Origin of the sequence: Ramlibacter sp. PS3R-8, from assembly GCF_037572435.1 — a bacterium.
Taxonomy (GTDB): domain Bacteria; phylum Pseudomonadota; class Gammaproteobacteria; order Burkholderiales; family Burkholderiaceae_C; genus Ramlibacter.
The window spans coordinates 124726-140923 of the sequence record NZ_JBBHGT010000006.1; the positions used below are offsets into that span (position 1 = coordinate 124726).

Annotated in this window: 18 protein-coding genes; 10 read left to right on the forward strand and 8 right to left on the reverse strand. The window is 68.3% G+C overall.

Features of this window, described 5'->3' with window-relative positions:
- On the reverse strand, positions 1 to 1461 hold the full coding sequence (locus tag WG902_RS18960; protein WP_340061762.1) for a class I adenylate-forming enzyme family protein: 1461 nt from the start codon (positions 1459 to 1461) through the stop codon (positions 1 to 3).
- A gap of 100 nt (positions 1462 to 1561) precedes the next feature.
- On the opposite strand from WG902_RS18960, the gene WG902_RS18965 reads away from it, so the two are divergent.
- Positions 1562 to 2275, forward strand: a complete 714-nt coding sequence (locus tag WG902_RS18965; protein WP_340061763.1) for a response regulator transcription factor — start codon at positions 1562 to 1564, stop codon at positions 2273 to 2275.
- Between the two features lie 16 nt (positions 2276 to 2291).
- Entirely contained in the window at positions 2292 to 3485 is a 1194-nt protein-coding gene (locus tag WG902_RS18970) for a sensor histidine kinase (RefSeq protein ID WP_340061764.1), read from the forward strand.
- Positions 3486 to 3834: 349 nt separating this feature from the next.
- Here the strand turns inward: WG902_RS18970 and WG902_RS18975 are convergent, their stop codons facing one another.
- Both WG902_RS18975 and WG902_RS18980 read right to left on the reverse strand, forming a co-directional pair.
- The gene (locus WG902_RS18975) at positions 3835 to 4440 is read right to left on the reverse strand and encodes a carboxymuconolactone decarboxylase family protein (protein WP_340061765.1); all 606 of its coding nucleotides are present in this window, start codon (positions 4438 to 4440) and stop codon (positions 3835 to 3837) included.
- Entirely contained in the window at positions 4433 to 5632 is a 1200-nt protein-coding gene (locus tag WG902_RS18980; protein WP_340061766.1) for a YbfB/YjiJ family MFS transporter, read from the reverse strand. Before WG902_RS18980 ends, WG902_RS18975 begins: the two co-directional genes overlap by 8 nt.
- A gap of 66 nt (positions 5633 to 5698) precedes the next feature.
- On the opposite strand from WG902_RS18980, the gene WG902_RS18985 reads away from it, so the two are divergent.
- A complete protein-coding gene (locus WG902_RS18985; protein WP_340061767.1) occupies positions 5699 to 6556 on the forward strand; it encodes a LysR family transcriptional regulator in 858 nt (285 codons plus the stop codon).
- Positions 6557 to 6772: 216 nt separating this feature from the next.
- Here the strand turns inward: WG902_RS18985 and waaF are convergent, their stop codons facing one another.
- From waaF to radA, 5 genes are read right to left on the reverse strand one after another with little or no spacing between them, the layout of a single operon-like run.
- Positions 6773 to 7777 carry a lipopolysaccharide heptosyltransferase II gene (waaF, locus tag WG902_RS18990; protein ID WP_340061768.1) on the reverse strand — a complete coding sequence of 335 codons (1005 nt, stop codon included), beginning with the start codon at positions 7775 to 7777 and terminating at the stop codon, positions 6773 to 6775.
- Positions 7752 to 7973: a zinc-finger domain-containing protein gene (locus WG902_RS18995; RefSeq protein WP_340061769.1), complete on the reverse strand. Its 222-nt coding sequence runs from the start codon at positions 7971 to 7973 to the stop codon at positions 7752 to 7754. The genes waaF and WG902_RS18995 overlap by 26 nt, the downstream gene beginning before the upstream one ends.
- 2 nt (positions 7974 to 7975) lie before the next feature.
- A complete protein-coding gene (locus WG902_RS19000; RefSeq protein WP_340061770.1) occupies positions 7976 to 8914 on the reverse strand; it encodes a branched-chain amino acid transaminase in 939 nt (312 codons plus the stop codon).
- Between the two features lie 41 nt (positions 8915 to 8955).
- The gene (locus WG902_RS19005) at positions 8956 to 9378 is read right to left on the reverse strand and encodes a glycerate kinase (protein ID WP_340061771.1); all 423 of its coding nucleotides are present in this window, start codon (positions 9376 to 9378) and stop codon (positions 8956 to 8958) included.
- 21 nt (positions 9379 to 9399) lie between these two features.
- Positions 9400 to 10788, reverse strand: coding sequence for a DNA repair protein RadA (radA, locus tag WG902_RS19010; protein ID WP_340061772.1), 1389 nt, complete (start codon positions 10786 to 10788; stop codon positions 9400 to 9402).
- 33 nt (positions 10789 to 10821) lie between these two features.
- Here radA and WG902_RS19015 point away from each other — a divergent pair, with 33 nt between their 5' ends.
- From WG902_RS19015 to WG902_RS19045, 7 genes are read left to right on the forward strand one after another with little or no spacing between them, the layout of a single operon-like run.
- Positions 10822 to 11106 carry a cupin domain-containing protein gene (locus WG902_RS19015; RefSeq protein WP_340061773.1) on the forward strand — a complete coding sequence of 95 codons (285 nt, stop codon included), beginning with the start codon at positions 10822 to 10824 and terminating at the stop codon, positions 11104 to 11106.
- Between the two features lie 52 nt (positions 11107 to 11158).
- Positions 11159 to 11782 (forward strand): fumarylacetoacetate hydrolase family protein, encoded by a 624-nt coding sequence (locus tag WG902_RS19020; RefSeq protein ID WP_340061774.1) that lies wholly within the window; start codon positions 11159 to 11161, stop codon positions 11780 to 11782.
- Positions 11779 to 12528, forward strand: a complete 750-nt coding sequence (locus WG902_RS19025) for a fumarylacetoacetate hydrolase family protein (RefSeq protein WP_340061775.1) — start codon at positions 11779 to 11781, stop codon at positions 12526 to 12528. The genes WG902_RS19020 and WG902_RS19025 overlap by 4 nt, the downstream gene beginning before the upstream one ends.
- 1 nt (position 12529) lies before the next feature.
- The gene (hpaE, locus tag WG902_RS19030) at positions 12530 to 13987 is read left to right on the forward strand and encodes a 5-carboxymethyl-2-hydroxymuconate semialdehyde dehydrogenase (RefSeq protein WP_340061776.1); all 1458 of its coding nucleotides are present in this window, start codon (positions 12530 to 12532) and stop codon (positions 13985 to 13987) included.
- Between the two features lie 2 nt (positions 13988 to 13989).
- Complete coding sequence (hpaD, locus tag WG902_RS19035) at positions 13990 to 14916, forward strand: 3,4-dihydroxyphenylacetate 2,3-dioxygenase (RefSeq protein WP_340061777.1); 927 nt, start codon at positions 13990 to 13992, stop codon at positions 14914 to 14916.
- 31 nt (positions 14917 to 14947) lie between these two features.
- Entirely contained in the window at positions 14948 to 15355 is a 408-nt protein-coding gene (locus tag WG902_RS19040) for a 5-carboxymethyl-2-hydroxymuconate isomerase (protein WP_340061778.1), read from the forward strand.
- A 22-nt stretch (positions 15356 to 15377) separates the two neighbouring features.
- Complete coding sequence (locus tag WG902_RS19045) at positions 15378 to 16190, forward strand: HpcH/HpaI aldolase family protein (RefSeq protein WP_340061779.1); 813 nt, start codon at positions 15378 to 15380, stop codon at positions 16188 to 16190.
- Positions 16191 to 16198: the final 8 nt, after the last annotated feature.

Below are 16198 nucleotides of genomic sequence, written 5' to 3' on the forward strand. Positions count from 1 at the left end.
TCACACGTCCTGCGCCAGCAGCCCCCGCTGCACCTTCCCCAGCGCCGTCTTCGGCAAGCCCTGGCGAAACACCCAGCGCCGCGGCACCTTGAAGCGCGCCACGCGCTGCTGCAGGTGTTCCGCCAGTTCCTGCGCCGTCGCGCTCGCGCCGGCCTGCAACACCACTGCCATGGCCACCACCTCTCCCCACCGCGCGTCCGGCAATGCGAAGGCCGCGCACTCGGCCACGGCCGGGTGGTCTGCCAGGGCCAGCTCGATTTCCGCCGGATGGATGTTTTCGCCCCCGGAGATGATCAGGTCGCGCGCCCGGCCGACGATGCGCCAGCTGCCGTCCTTCGCTTGCTCGCCCAGGTCACCGGTGGCAAACCAGCCTTGCGCATCGCAGGCCGGCAGGTCGGGCCAATAGCGGCTCACCACGTTCGGGCCCCGCACCAACAGCTCCGCGGCGTCACCGTGCGCCGTGCCAGCGCGCACCTCGACGCGCGGCGCCGGCCAGCCGCAGGAGCCGACATGGTCCATCGCCTGCGCCGGCGGCAGCGCGATCGAGAACGGGCCGGTTTCGGTCGCGCCATACACGTTGCACACCGGCACGCCACGCGCGTGGAAGCGATCGATCAGCGCGGCCGGCAGCAGGCTGGAGCCCGCCCACACCGCGCGCAGCGACGACAGGTCGGTCGCCGCCCATTGCGGGTGGTCGACCAGCGCCTTCATCGTGGCCGGCACCTGTAGCGTCAGCGTGGGCCGCTCCGCTGCGATGCAGGCGAGCGTGTCGCCAGGATGGAAGCGCCCGTGCAGGATCACTTTCGCTCCCGCCCACAAGGCCGGCAGCGTCTGGATGCACAGGCCGCCGACGTGGAACAGCGGCAGCACCGTGAGCACCGTGTCGCCCGGGCCCATTTCCTGCACGCCGGCGGCGATGGCCATGTTGGCCAGCAGGTTGCGCTGCGTGTGCACGGCCGCTTTCGGCCCGCCGGTGGTTCCGGAGGTGCAAACGAGCAGCACAGCAGCATCCGGCGCCGCGTGGTCCGGCGCGCCGGGCAGTCCAGGCTGTGACAGCGCCTCCAGCGGGTGTACGGCGATGCCGCCCCCTCCCGCAATCTTCACCGCAGTGTCCGCCCACTCCGCGTCATGCACCAACAGCCGCGGCGCGCAGTCCGCCAGGACCCGCTGCAACTCCGCCGGCGCCAGCCGGAAGTTGAGCGGCAGCAGCATGGCGCCGATGCCTGCCAGCCCGAACAGCAAGGCCAGTTGCGCCGGATGGTTGGCGCCGAGCCAGGCCACGCGATCGCCGGGGCGCACGCCCCAGGCGAGCCAGGCGACGGCAGCCGCGGTGCCGGCTGCCGCCTGCAGGTCGGCGAAGCTGACCCCTCGGCCGTTAAAGACCAATGCAGTGCTCGCGCCGGGTGGACGATGAAGCACTTGCGGCAATAAGGCAGCTTCTTGCGGTTTGGAGACGGCCATTTACCTAACTTTACGGGTCCTTCAAGACCCCGCGTTGGCCGCACCGGACCATCTCGACAACCTGGCCCCGCTTTGGTGGCCCCAACAGTACTATCCCTCAATGCAGCAACTCCTGATGATCGAAGACGACGCCCGCCTGGCACAGATGGTGGGCGAGTACCTGGAGCGCTCCGGCTTCGGCGTGACCCATGCCCTCGACGCCAAGGCCGGCCTGCACTTGCTGGAAGAGCCGCCAACCGGCACCGGGCCCGACCTGGTGGTGCTCGACCTCATGCTGCCCGACATCGACGGGCTCGAGGTCTGCCGCCGCGTGCGCGCCCTGCCCGGCGAGACCGGCAAGGTCCCGGTGTTGATGCTCACCGCCAAGGGCGACCCCATGGACCGCATCGTCGGCCTGGAACTCGGCGCCGACGACTACCTGCCCAAGCCCTTCGAGCCGCGTGAACTGCTGGCGCGCATCCGCGCCATCCTGCGCCGCCGCACCGACGGCGCCCCGGCGCCCGTCAAGACCATGCGGTTCGGATCGATGGAGATCGACCGCGACGCCCGCACCGTGACCGTGGGCGGCAAGGCGTGCGAATTGACGTCCTACCAGTTCGACCTGCTGGTGGTGCTGGCAGAACGCGCGGGCCGGGTGCTGACCCGGGACCAGATCATGGAAGCCGTGCGGGGCCGCGAGCTGGAAGCCTTCGACCGCTCCATCGACGTCCACATGGGCCGCATCCGCGCCGCCATCGAGGCCGACCCCAAGGTGCCCAAGCGCATCCTCACGGTGCGCGGCGTGGGCTACGTGTTCGCGAAGCAGCAGGACTGAGCTTGGCGGTTTCGGCATGACGGCCTGGAACGCGCGCTTGCGCTTTCCCCTCTACCTGCGCATCTGGATCGCCGTGATCCTGGCGGTCGGGCTCCTGACGGTGGCATTCGGGTGGTTGTGGCGCGTCAATACCGAACAGGCGCCCACGCGCGAAATCATCTTGCGCGACGACAGCGGCAAGGTGATCGGCCAAAGCCGGGTGCGGGTCGTTCGCAGCCCCGGGCAAGGGCTCGAGTTCCCGGTGACGATGGCCGATGGCCGGGAGATCACCGTGCAATTGCCGCCGCGGCAGCGGACCGTCGGCGAAGGTCCCGCCGGGGCCCGCCCGTGGCTGCCGCGGGGTCCCACCGGCTTCCTCTGGCTGCTCGGCATCGTCGCGCTCGCAGTGGCGATCGGCAGCTATCCCATCGTCCGGCGGCTCACGCAGCGCCTGGAAGACCTGCGCGGCGGGGTCGAGCGCTGGGGCGAGGGCGACCTGAGCGTGCGCATGCCCGAGGAAGGCAACGATGAGGTCGCCTTCCTGGCGCGCCGCTTCAACCATGCGGCCGAACGGGTGGAAGTGCTGGTGAAGTCGCACAAGTCGCTGCTGGCGAATGCGTCGCACGAGCTGCGCTCGCCGCTGGCACGCATCCGCATGGGGCTGGAGCTGATGGTGCCGGAACCGTCGCCGCGCGCCCGTGACGAAATCACCCGCAACATCGCCGAGCTGGACCAGCTGATCGACGAGATCCTGCTGGCCAGCCGGCTGGACTCGCGCGACTCGGACATGGGCACCGTCGAATCCGTCGACCTGACCGGCCTGGCCGCCGAAGAGAGCTCCCGGGCCGGCGCCGAACTGGACCCGGGGGATGCGAGCCAGACGGTGATGGTGCTCGGCGTCGCCAAGCTGCTGCGCCGGGCCTTGCGCAACCTGCTGGAGAACGCCCGCCGCTACAGCGACGGGCCGGTGCTGGTGACCATCGGGTGCGACGGCAAGCAGGCGACGGTGCGTGTCAGCGACCGCGGCCCGGGCGTGCCGCCGGCCGAACGGGAGCGCATCTTCGAGCCGTTCTACCGGCTGCGCGGCGCCAGCGAACGCGAGGGCGGGGTCGGGTTGGGCCTGGCACTGGTCCGGTCGATCGCCGAGCGGCACCAGGGCAGTGCGTACTGCGAGGACAATCCCGGCGGCGGCGCCCGCTTCGTCCTGACACTGCCCCGTGAGCAAATGTAAAGCGGCGTAAAAAACGGCGACGGTGCTCGCCAACGCCGGAAGAAATCACGAAGATATTTTTGTCCCGCCCGACTCGCTGTCCCAGGTATCCCCCGAAAGGTGGATGGACGATGCGGCAGGGCTGGCTAGAGTGGAACCCACTGTCACGCATCGCGGACGAACCAGCTTCAAGTCTCCCAACGACGTCCTTCCAAGGACTTGATACAGCCACCGCAAGGTGGCTGTTTTTTTTGGGGGGCGCTCAGAAATCGCTGAAGCGATTTCTGAGTGGTTGATCAGTGTGGAAAGGCCGGCGGAGCCGGACCTTTCCACAAGGGGGAGCGGACTGCGCGTTGCTCCGCTCGCTCCTCTAGGCCGGGAACGGATCCAATCCCTCGACTGATGTTGCCTGCGTCGGCGTGCGAGCGACGTTCATGAGCCAGGAGACCATGGCGAAGTAGCCGACCAGGGTTGCCAGTTCGACCACGCCCTGCTCGCCGAACGCCGCCAGTGCAGCGGCATAGGTGGGGTCGCTGGTGCCATGGGTACGCAGCAGCTCGTGGGTGAAGTCCAGCGCGGCTTCCTCGTCCGGCTTCATCGACTTGGGACGCGCGCCCAGGCGCAAAGCCTCGATGGCTTCGGCGGCGACGCCGGCTTTCACGGCCAGCGGCGCGTGCATCGTCCATTCGAACTGGTTGCCGACATGGCGGGCGACGGCGCAGGTCGCGAGCTCACGAACGCGGGCATCCAGCACGCTTTCGAACCGCAGATACTCGCCGGTCTTCGCTATGCGATCGAGCAGCACGGGGCTGCGCAGCAAGGGCAGGAACGGGCCGTACACGCCCTTGCGGGGACCGTCGATCAAGGCCTGCGCGGCCTCGCGCTGGGCGGGCGTCATCGCGCCTTGTGCGGGCAGTGGCAGCCGCTCCGCGCCTTCGCGCGCGTGGCCTTGCGGCAGGGGTTTGGCATCAGGCATGGACAGTTTCCTCGCTGGGATGTGGATGGAAGGCACGGCGCCAGAGCCAGGCGCCGCTGGCCAGCAGCCCCAACGCACCGAGCTGCAAGGCGATGGGCAAGCCGCGCTCCCGCAGCGCCGGCCATTGAAGCAGGAGCGCCGACACGACCGGCCCGGCGATCTGGCCCAGCGCGAAGGCCGCGGTGATGCGCGCCACCAGGCCGGCGGCCGCCGCCGGTGCGCGCGCCCGCATCTCCTGCACGCCTGCCAGCGTGATCACCATGAAGGTGCCACCCACCAGCAGCGCCGAGAGGGCGATCGTTGCGCCGTGCAGCCAGAGGCTCGGCAGCAGCACGCCGACGCCCATCAGCAACTGGCTCACCGCCCAGACCTGCAGGCGGCTGGCCCGCCGCAGCAACCAGCCGGCGAGCACGGTGGACAGCGCCGCCGTGGCGCCGAACACCGGCCACGCCAGGCCGAACAGGCGCGGGTCATCGACGACCGAGCGTGCGAGGGCCGGCAGGAAAGTGGCAGGCAGGATGTAGCCGAACCCCATCAGGCCGTAACTCACGATCAGGCCCCGGCTGCCGGTTCCGCGTGCGCGCCCAACCGCAGCAGCCGCAACCGGGGCTGTTGCCGGCGCCCGCGGAACGCGTGTCGCAACCCACGCCACCGGGACCATCAGCAGCGCGGCCAGCGCGCCCAGGTGCACCCAGAGCCGGTCCGCGGGCAACCCCGCGACGCCGGCACCGAGGCAATAAAGACCGGTGAGCGCGATTCCGATGCCGACCCCCGCATAGACCCAGCCGCCGGCGTCCGCGCGGCCGGCCTGCGCCAGTGCGCCGAGGCACCACACGCTGGTGGCGACGAACACCCACGCGGACGCCACGCCGGCGGCGAAGCGAAGCAGGAGCCACAGCGCGGGCGCGTGCACCGCCATCGCCGCCGTCAGCATCGCCGTCGCGGCCAACGCGAGCAGCGCCGTTGCCTGCGCGCGCAGCGGCAGCCGCGCCGCCGTCAGCGCGCCGGCCAGGTAACCCGCGTAGTTGGCAGCGGCGACCCAGCCGGCGAATGCCAGGTCGAGTCCGTTCTCGCGCACCATCAGCGGCAGCAGCGGCGTGAAGGCGAAGCGACCGATCCCCATGGCCGCCGCCAGCGAGAGCAGCCCCGCCAGGACGATGGCGACGGTGCCGGGAGCTTGCGTGTTTGTCATCGCCGCCGATTACATCCAGAATGCCCGCTCGGCGCAAATGAATAATTCTGGAGCATCGTTCTCGCCATGAGAAGCATCGACCTGGACAGCCTGGACATCTTCCGCACCGTCGTGCAGGAGGGCGGGGTGCTGCGCGCGGCCACCAAGCTGAACCGCGTGCAGTCCAATGTCACCACGCGCATCAAGCAACTGGAGCAGCGGCTGGGCCGGCCGCTGTTCCGCAAGCAGGGCCGCGGGCTCGTGCTGCTGCCCGAGGGCGAGTTGCTGCTGTCGTATGCGCAGCGGCTGTTCCGCCTGGCCGACGAAGCCGAGAGCGAGGTGAAGAGCGGACGGGCGATTGGCGTGTTCCGCATCGGGTCGCTGGAAAGCACGGCGGGCAGCCGGCTGGCGCCGATCCTGTCCCGCTTCCATCGCCTGCATCCCGGCGTAGTGGTCGAACTGGTGACGGGCACGACCGGCGCGCTGATCCAGCGCGTGGCGAACTTCGAGATCGAGGCGGCCTTCGTGTCGGAACCCTTCACGCCCGGGGCGCTGGCGTCGCGCAAGGTCTTCGACGAAGAACTGGTGCTGATCACGGGCAAGGACGTCGAGTCGATTCGGCGCGCCGGCGACCTGGGCGGGATGACGCTGATCGCTTTTGCCAGCGGCTGCTCGTACCGCAAACGGGTGGAGGACTGGCTGGGCGGGTCGGCCGTGCTGCCGGCGCGCACCCTCGAATTCGCGTCCTACCAGGCGATGATCGCCTGCGTCGCCGCGGGCACCGGTTTCGCCGTGGTGCCGCGGTCCCTGCTCTCCACGCTGAAGGCCGCGCAGGACGTGCGGCAGCACGAGTTGCCGGCGCGGGTGCGCAAGAACCGCACGCACCTGGTGTGGAACGGGGCGGCGTCGGGAAGTTTGCAGCGGTTGATGGAGTTGCTTGCGTAATGCGTGTCGGGGTGGCTTCGCCAACCCGACCTACAGGGAGACAGGCTCCGCAGGTCGGGTTCGCGCAGCGACCCCGATGATCACAGCAACGGACGGTGGACACAACGCACCGGGTTCGTAGGTCGGGTTCGCGCAGCGACACCGACGTTCACAGCAACGGACGGCGGGCACAACGCACCAGGCTCGTAGGTGGGGTTCGCGCAGCGACCCCGACGTTCACAGCAACGCGTTCACCCGCTCCGGAGTCACATCGTTCAAGCACCGGAAATGCCCCAGCGGACACTCCCGCGCGAAGCACGGCGAGCAATCCAGCGGCGGCACATAAGCCGGATCCTGCTTCAGCCACACGACCTGCGCCCGCGCATTCAGCGGCGGCGTGTGCAGCGGACTCGACGAACCGAACAGCGCCACCTGCGGCACGCCGAATGCGGCGGCGACGTGCATCAACCCCGAATCGTTGCTCACCACGTGACCCGCACCGGCGATCAGGGCGAACGCGTCCAGCAAAGAAGTCTTGCCGGCCAGGTTGCGGCACTGCGCGGGCGCCTGCGCGGCGATCTGCCCGCATAGCTCCGCCTCCTTGCCGGAACCGAGCAGCAGCACCGGTCGATCCAGCAAGCGCGCCAGTTCACCGAAGTGCGGCCAGCGTTTGGCCGGTCCGTATTCCGCGCCCGGCGCCATGACCACGTAGCCGCCGCGTTCCAGGCCATGCTCGCGCAGCACGGCGTCGACCTGCTCCGCAGGCAAGGACAAACGCGGCTGGTCCTGCGCGATGCCGGGCTCGCCGCTCAGGGCGGAATAGAACGCCACCATCGGCGGCCGGTCACCCTTTGGATTCTTCAGGCGATGCGTCAGCAGGCCGACCCGCGCTTCGCCGAGGTAGCCGACGCGGCGCGGGATGCTGGCGAGAAACGGCAGCAAGGCGCTCTTGAGCGAGTTCGGCAGCACGTACGCCGCGTCGAACTGCCCGTGCAGCTGCTTGCCCAGTGCGCGGCGCGCGCGCAATTGCAGGCCGCCGTGGCGGAACGGGAACTCGATGACCGCGTCCACCTGCGGCATGGCGCGGTAGACCGGCGCCACCCAGGGCAGCGCCCCCACCGTCAGCCGCTCGCCGCGCGCCCGCAGGCGGCGCAGCAGCGGCTCGGTCATCACCGCGTCACCGATCCATTGCGGCGCGATGACGAGGGAACGGCTGTCAGTGGTGGCCGCCGAAATGCTCACCCTCGCGCAGCTTGTAGACGGTGCCGCAGTACGGGCACTTGGCGGCGCCGCTCTGCGCGATGTCCAGGTACACCCGCGGGTGGTTGTTCCACAGCTTCATGTCGGCCTTGGCGCTGGGGCAGAAGATGCCGCCGTTGGCGTTGAGGTCCTTCGCCACCAGTTCGATGACGGTTTCCTTGCGGGGCTGGGTCGCCATGGTCAGACGCGGGTGAGCCAGTGGGCGTACTTGGGGTTGCGGCCGTTGACGATGTCGAAGAAGGCCGACTGGATCTTCTCGGTCAGCGGGCCGCGCTTGCCGGCACCGATCTCCACGCGGTCGAGTTCGCGGATGGGCGTCACTTCCGCGGCGGTGCCGGTGAAGAAGGCCTCGTCGGCGATGTAGATCTCGTCGCGGGTGATGCGCTTTTGCACGACCTCGATGCCGAGGTCCTTGCAGATGTGCATGGTGGTGTTGCGGGTGATGCCGTTCAATGCGCCGGCCGACAGGTCGGGGGTGTAGACCACGCCGTCCTTGATGACGAAGATGTTCTCGCCCGCGCCTTCCGAGACGAAGCCGGAGGCGTCCAGCAGCAGCGCCTCGTCGTAGCCGTCGTCCACGGCTTCCATGTTGGCCAGGATCGAGTTGCTGTAGTTGCTGACGGCCTTGGCCTGCGTCATCGTGATGTTGACGTGGTGGCGGGTGTAGCTGGAGGTCTTGACGCGGATGCCGCGCTGCATGCCCTCCTCGCCCAGGTAAGCGCCCCAGGCCCAGGCGGCGACCATCGCATGGATGGTGTTGCCCCGCGGGCTGACGCCCAGCTTCTGCGAGCCGATCCAGACCAGCGGCCGGATATAGCAGGAGTCCAGCTTGTTGGCCTTCACCACCTGCTTTTGCGCCTCGTTGAACTGCTCTTTGGAGAAAGGCAGCTGCATGCGCAGGATCTTGGCGCTGTTGAACAGGCGATCGGTGTGGTCCTGCAGGCGGAAGATGGCGGTGCCGTTGACCGTGTTGTACGCACGGACGCCCTCGAACGCGCCGCAGCCGTAGTGCAGCGTGTGGGTGAGCACGTGGATCTTGGCGTCACGCCATTCGACCAGCTCCCCGTCCATCCATATCTTGCCGTCACGGTCGGCCATCGAGGGTGCTACCGGGCTCATCAGGGTGTCCTTATCGGGTGGGATTCGCGGAACCGGCCATTTTACGGCGTGGGCTGTGGGGACTCTGCGGCAGCGGGCTGCGGGCGGACCAGCTCCCACTTCACCAGCTTGCCTTGCATGAAAGTGCAGGTGACGTGCGAGGCGCTGCCGTCGGTCCAGCGATAGATCTCGGGCTGTTCGTCCTTCGGGCTCAGCAGTTCACCCAGCGCCCGCGTCATGGCCACCACGTGCAGCAGGTTCACCTTGGGCCGCAGCTTGGCATTGAGCATCACCGCACTGTCGCAGTAACCCACGGGCCGGTTCGAGGCGCGCTGCAGCACCTTCATCATGCGGGTGAAGTGCAGCAGCATCCACATCACGATGCCGCCGCCGGCCATCGCCACGCCGGGCCAGCCGGCCGATTGCCAGGCCGCGACGACCACGACGGCGCCCAGGACGGGCAGGAAGATTCTCTGCAGGTTCATGCGCCCGATTGTCCCAGACACTCAGGCGAGGCCGCGCACCACTTCCAGCGCTTCCTCGATGCGCTCCACGGCGTGGATGGTGAGGCCCTCCAGGTCGCGCGCCACGCCGCGGCCACCGCTCTTGGGCGCATTGGCCTTGGGCACGATGGCGATCGAAAAGCCCAGCTTGGCGGCCTCGCGCAATCGCTCCTGTCCACGCGGCGCTGGCCGCACCTCGCCGGCCAGTCCGACCTCGCCGAAGGCGATGAAGCCCTTGGGCAACGCGCGGCCCCGCAGCGACGAGGTGATGGCCAGCATCACCGCCAGGTCCGCCGCCGGTTCGCTGATGCGCACGCCGCCCACGGCGTTGACGAAGACGTCCTGGTCCATGCATGCGACGCCGGCGTGTCGGTGCAGCACGGCCAGCAGCATCGCCAGGCGGTCGCGGTCCAGGCCGACCGACAACCGCCGGGGACTCGGCCCGCCGCTGTCCACCAGCGCCTGGATTTCCACCAGCATCGGCCGCGTGCCTTCCAGCGTCACCAGCACGCAGCTGCCAGGCACCGGCTCGCTGTGCTGCGACAGGAAGATGGCGCTGGGGTTGGCAACCCCCTTGAGGCCTTTCTCCGTCATCGCGAAGACGCCGATCTCGTTGACGGCGCCGAAGCGGTTCTTGATCGCCCGCACCAGCCGGAAGGCGGAATGCGTGTCGCCTTCGAAGTAAAGGACCGTGTCGACCATGTGTTCCAGCACGCGCGGCCCGGCCAGCGCGCCCTCCTTCGTGACGTGGCCGACCAGCACGATGGTGGTGCCGCTCGCCTTGGCCAGCCGCGTGAGGTGGGCCGCGCATTCCCGCACCTGCGCCACCGAGCCGGGCGCGGAGGTGAGCTGGTCCGAATACACCGTCTGGATCGAATCGATCACGGCCACGGCCGGCTGCTGCGCCTGGATGGTCGCCTGGATCTTTTCCAGCTGGATCTCGGCCAGCACCTTCACCTGCGATGCGTCGAGCCCGAGGCGGCGCGAGCGCAGCGCCACCTGGGCACCGCTTTCCTCGCCGGTCACGTACAGCGTGGGCACGCCGCCGCGCTGCAGGCCGTCGAGCGCCTGCAGCAGCAGGGTGGACTTGCCGATGCCGGGGTCGCCGCCGATCAGGATCACGCCGCCCGCGACGATGCCGCCGCCCAGCACGCGGTCGAGCTCATCGATACCGGTCGGGGTGCGCGGGACTTCGGCCGCCTCGATGTCGGCCAGCACGGCAACCTCCGAGGCGGGCGCCAGCGACGCGAAGCGGTGGCGCTGGCTGCCGGCCGCATCGGCCACGCCTTCGATCAGGGTATTCCATGCATCGCAGTTCGGGCACTTGCCCTGCCATTTGGGCGTGCTCCCCCCGCACTCCGTGCAGGTGTAGATCGTCTTGTCTTTCGCCATGCAGCAAGTGTAGAGGGCCGCTATCATGTGCCGATGGACACACTCTTGCGATTCGAGGAGTTCGAGGCGGCGGAGCGCTCCGTCGGTTGCAGCGAGGTGCTGGCACGTTCCTGGGAACCGAATGTCGAGATCGCGGAGCACTCGCACCCGTTCCGCGCCCGCGCGCTGGTCGTGCAGGGGGAGATGTGGCTGATCGTCGACGGCGAGTCGCGCCACCTTGGCCCTGGAGACCGCTTCGACTTGCCGCCCGGCAAGCTCCATGCGGAACGCTACGGCCCGCAAGGCGCCGTCTATTGGGTGGCGCGCACCAACCCCTGAGCCGCGCGCCGCTTTCCGAGGTGCCGGACTCACTGATCAGACTGGAACAGCCATGAGCCTGGTGAAGCGCGGCACGGTCTACGGCACGCGGATGAACTTCCGCGGCGAACTCGAGGCCCTTGGTGCGCAAATGAACGAGTCCCCGTACAAGGCGCCGCCACTTGCGCCGGTGCTCTACGTGAAACCGGCGAACACGTGGACGGAAAACGGCGGCACCATCGCCATCCCTTCGAACGTGGCGGAAGTGGAGATCGGTGCGACGGTGGCGATGGTGATGCGCTCGCCGCGCGAGATCGAGGGTTTCGTGTTGATGAGCGACGTCTCGATCCCGCACGACAGCTTTTATCGGCCGCCCGTGAAGTACAACGCCCTCGATGGCTTCCTCGGCATCGGCGACCGCATCCGCGCGCGCAATGAAGCGGGCGATCCGGCGGTGTTCAAGCTGGAAGTGCGCGTCAACGGCGAGCTCAAGCAGACGGTGCGCTTCTCGCAACTGGTGCGGCCTGCCGACAAGCTGCTGGCCGACGTCAGCGAATTCATGACCCTGGGCCCCGGCGACATGCTGATGCTGGGCACCGACGCCGGCCGGCCGCGCGTGCGCGTGGGCGATCGGGTGGAGATCAAGATGCCTGCGCTGGGCACGCTGACCAACCTGTTCGTGGCGGAGGCGGCATGAAGCGCGCACGCGTCGTCCACAACGGCATCGTCCACAGCGCGACCGACCGGGACGGACAGCTCCTGCTGGAGGACGGCACCCGCGTCTGGCCCGACCAGGTGACCTGGCTGCCGCCGCTGATGCCGGTGGACCGGCCGCGAACCATCCTGGCGCTGGGCCTGAACTATGCCGACCATGCCAAGGAACTGGCGTTCAAGCCGCCGGAGGAGCCGCTGGTGTTCCTGAAGGGCGAGCACACGCTGGCGGGCCACCGCCAGGTGACGCGGCGCCCGGCGGGCGTGAAATTCATGCATTACGAATGCGAGCTGGCGGTGGTGATCGGGCGCAAGGCCAGGAAGGTCCAGCGCGGCGACGCGCTGGACTTCGTGGGCGGCTACACGGTGGCCAACGACTACGTGGTGCGGGACTACCTGGAGAACTGGTACCGGCCGAACCTGCGCGCCAAGAACCGCGACGGCGCCACGCCGCTCGGTCCGTGGTTCGTGGAGGCCGCCGATGTGCCCGACCCGCAGGCCCTGGCGCTCAAGACGACCGTCAACGACAAGGTCACGCAGCAGGGCAACACGAAAGACATGGTGTTCGACATCCCGTTCCTCATCGAGTACTTCTCCGCCTTCATGACGCTGAGCCCCGGCGACCTGATCCTCACCGGCACGCCGGACGGGGTGGTGGATTGCCAGCCCGGCGACGTGGTGGTGACGGAGATCCAGGGCATCGGCGCGCTCATGAACACCATCGGCTCCTGAGATGCGCATTGACCATCTCATCGACGGCAAGGCGGTGGCGGGTCGCGAGTATTTCGAGACGGTGAATCCCGCCACGCAGGAGGTGCTGGCGGAGGTGGCCTCCGGCGGCGAAGTTGAAGTGAACGCCGCGGTCGCGGCAGCCAAGGCAGCATTTCCGAAGTGGTCGGCGCTGGCGGCAACCGAGCGGGCGAAGCTGGTGCGCAAGCTCGGCGACCTGATCGCAAAGAACGTGCCGGAGATCGCCCGGACGGAGACCGACGACACCGGCCAGGTGATCGCGCAGACCGGCAAGCAGCTGGTGCCGCGCGCCGCCGACAACTTCTACTACTTCGCGGAAATGTGCACCCGCGTCGACGGCCACACGTACCCGACGCCGACGCACCTGAACTACACGTTGTTCCACCCGGTCGGCGTGTGCGCGCTGGTGTCGCCGTGGAACGTGCCCTTCATGACGGCGACGTGGAAGGTGGCGCCCTGCATCGCCTTCGGCAACACCGCGGTGCTGAAGATGAGCGAGCTGTCGCCCCTCACTGCCTCTCGGCTTGGGCAGCTCGCGCTGGAAGCGGGCATCCCGCCCGGCGTGCTGAACATCGTGCACGGCTTCGGCAAGGAGGCCGGCGAGCCGCTGGTGCGGCATCCGGACGTGCGGGCGATCTCTTTCACCGGCTCCACCGCCACCGGCAACCGCATCGTCAAGGAAGCGGGACTGAAGAAGTTCAGCATGGAGCTGGGCGGCAAGTCCCCCTTCGTCGTCTTCGACGACGCGGACCTGGACCGCGCGCTGGACGCCGCCGTGTTCATGATCTTCTCCAACAACGGCGAGCGCTGCACGGCGGGCAGCCGCATCCTGGTGCAGAAGTCGATCTACGCCACCTTCGTCGACCGCTTCGTGGAGCGCGCCCGGCGCATCACGGTCGGCGATCCCCTGGACGAAAAGACGATCGTCGGGCCGATGATCTCGCCGGGCCACCTGGCCAAGGTGCGCGGCTACATCGAGCTCGGGTCCCGGGAAGGCGCCACGCTGCTGTGCGGCGGTCTCGACGCGCCGGCGCTGCCGAACCGGGTGAAGCAGGGCAACTACGTCATGCCGACGGTGTTCGCCTACGTCGACAACAACATGAAGATCGCGCAGGACGAGATCTTCGGGCCGGTGGCGTGCCTGATCCCGTTCAAGGACGAGGCCGACGCGATCCGCATCGCCAACGACATTCCCTACGGCCTTTCGAGCTACGTGTTCACGGAGAATATCGGCCGCGCGCACCGGGTCGCGGCTTCGATCGAAGCCGGCATGTGCTTCGTCAACAGCCAGAACGTGCGCGACCTGCGGCAGCCGTTCGGCGGCACCAAGGCGTCCGGCACCGGCCGCGAAGGCGGGACGTGGAGCTACGAGGTGTTCCTGGAGCCGAAGAACGTGGCGGTGTCGCTCGGTTCGCACCACATCCCGCATTGGGGAGCGTGACCATGGGCAAGCTCGCGCTGGCGGCAAAGATCACGCACGTACCGTCGATGTACCTGAGCGAGCTGCCGGGGGACCGGCACGGCTCCCGGCAGGACGCGATCGACGGACACATCGAAATCGGCCGGCGCTGCCGCGCGCTGGGCGTGGACACGATCGTGGTGTTCGACACGCACTGGCTGGTCAACGCCAATTACCACGTCAACGCCGGATCGCACTTCAAGGGGCTGTACACCAGCAACGAACTGCCGCACTTCATCAGCAACATGGCGTACGAATTTCCGGGCAATCCGGGGCTCGGCAAGCTGCTTGCGGAGGTCTGCAACGACTACGGCGTGGAGACGCTGGCGCACGAGCGCACGACGCTGGCCCCGGAGTACGGCACGCTGGTGCCCATGCGCTACATGAACGCCGACCAGCACTTCAAGGTGGTGTCGGTGTCGGCGCTGTGCCAGGCGCACTACCTGAACGACAGCGCCCGCCTCGGCTGGGCGATGCGCTGCGCGGTGGAAGACCACTACGACGGCACGGCGGCGTTCTTCGCCAGCGGCTCGCTGTCGCATCGCTTCGCGCAGAACGGGCTGGCGCCGGAATACGCGTTCAAGATCTGGAGCCCCTTCCTCGAGGCACTGGACCACGAGGTGGTGCGCATGTGGGAGCGTGGCGAGTGGAAGCAGTTCTGCGGCATGCTGCCGGAGTACGCGGCCAAGGGACATGGCGAAGGCTTCATGCACGACACGGCGATGCTGCTGGGTGCGTTGGGCTGGTCGGAATACGACGGCTGCGCGGAAGTCATCACGCCGTATTTCGGCGCGTCGGGCACCGGGCAGATCAATGCCGTGTTCCCGGTGACCGCGGTGGATGGCGATGCGATCCCGAAGGCACAGGCGTCGTCGGCCGGGGGGTACACCCACATCGGCCAGCGGCTTTGACGATTTAATTGGAATCTGACCCCAATTTGTAATGCCCCACTGCGTCATCCTCTACACCGGCAACGTCGAAACCAAGACGAACATGGGTGCGCTGTGCCGCAAGCTGGCGGACCGCATGATCGGCATCCTGGATGAAGAGGGCAAGCAGGTGTTCCCCACCGGCGGCACGCGCGTGCTGGCGTATCCTGCGGCCTACTACGCCGTGGCTGACAACGACGACGAGGACTACGCCTTCGTCTACATCAACGTGCGGATGGGCGCGGGGCGCAGCGCCGAGGTGAAGCAGCGCGCAGGCGACAGCCTGCTGGAAGTGGTCAAGGACCACTTCGCGCACGTGTTCGCCACCGAGCTCATCGGCATCACGCTGCAGATCGACGAAAGCCCCGGCCAGGTGTACGACGCCAAGCACAGCACGCTGCACCCGCTGTTCAACAAATGAACCTGCCAGAGGAGACAAGGACATGAAGACACCGATCAACGCCTTCAAGAAGGCCATCGCCGAGAAGCGCACGCAGTACGGCCTGTGGGTCAGCCTGATGGGGCCGCTGAACACGGAGATCTGCGCGGCGGCCGGCTTCGACTGGCTGCTGCTCGACGCCGAGCACACGCCCAACGATCCGTCCAACGTGCTGCAGCAGGCGCAGGTGATCGCCGCCTACCCCGGCGTGAGCACGGTCGCGCGCATCCCCATGGGACACGGCTATATCGGCCAGGCGCTGATCAAGCAGTACCTCGACACCGGCGTGCAGTCCCTGCTGGTGCCGATGGTGGATACGCCGGAGCAGGCGCGCGAGCTGGTGCGCTGCATGCGCTACCCGCCGGACGGCATCCGCGGCATGGCGGCCACGCGTGCTTCCGGCTGGGGCCGCAATGCGAGTTACGCCAGGGAGGCCAACGACCAGGTGTGCCTGCTGGTGCAGGCCGAAACGCGCGAGGCCATCAGGAACCTCGACAAGATCGCGGCCACCGAGGGCGTCGACGGCGTGTTCATCGGGCCTTCCGACTTGTCGGCCGCCTTCGGCCACGTCGGCGACCCGTGGCATCCGGAAATGCAGGACATCATCGCCGACGCCTTCCGCCGCATCCAGGCCGCGGGCAAGGCGATCGGCATCCTGACGCTGGACGAAACGCTGGCGCGCAAGCACGTGGAGATGGGCGCCACCTTCATCGCGGTGGGCACCGACAGCAACCTGATGCTGAAGTCCAGCACCGCGCTGGCCGCCAAGTTCAAGGGCGCGGCACAACCGCAAGCCGCCGCCAAGGGCAACTACTGAGGAGCGCG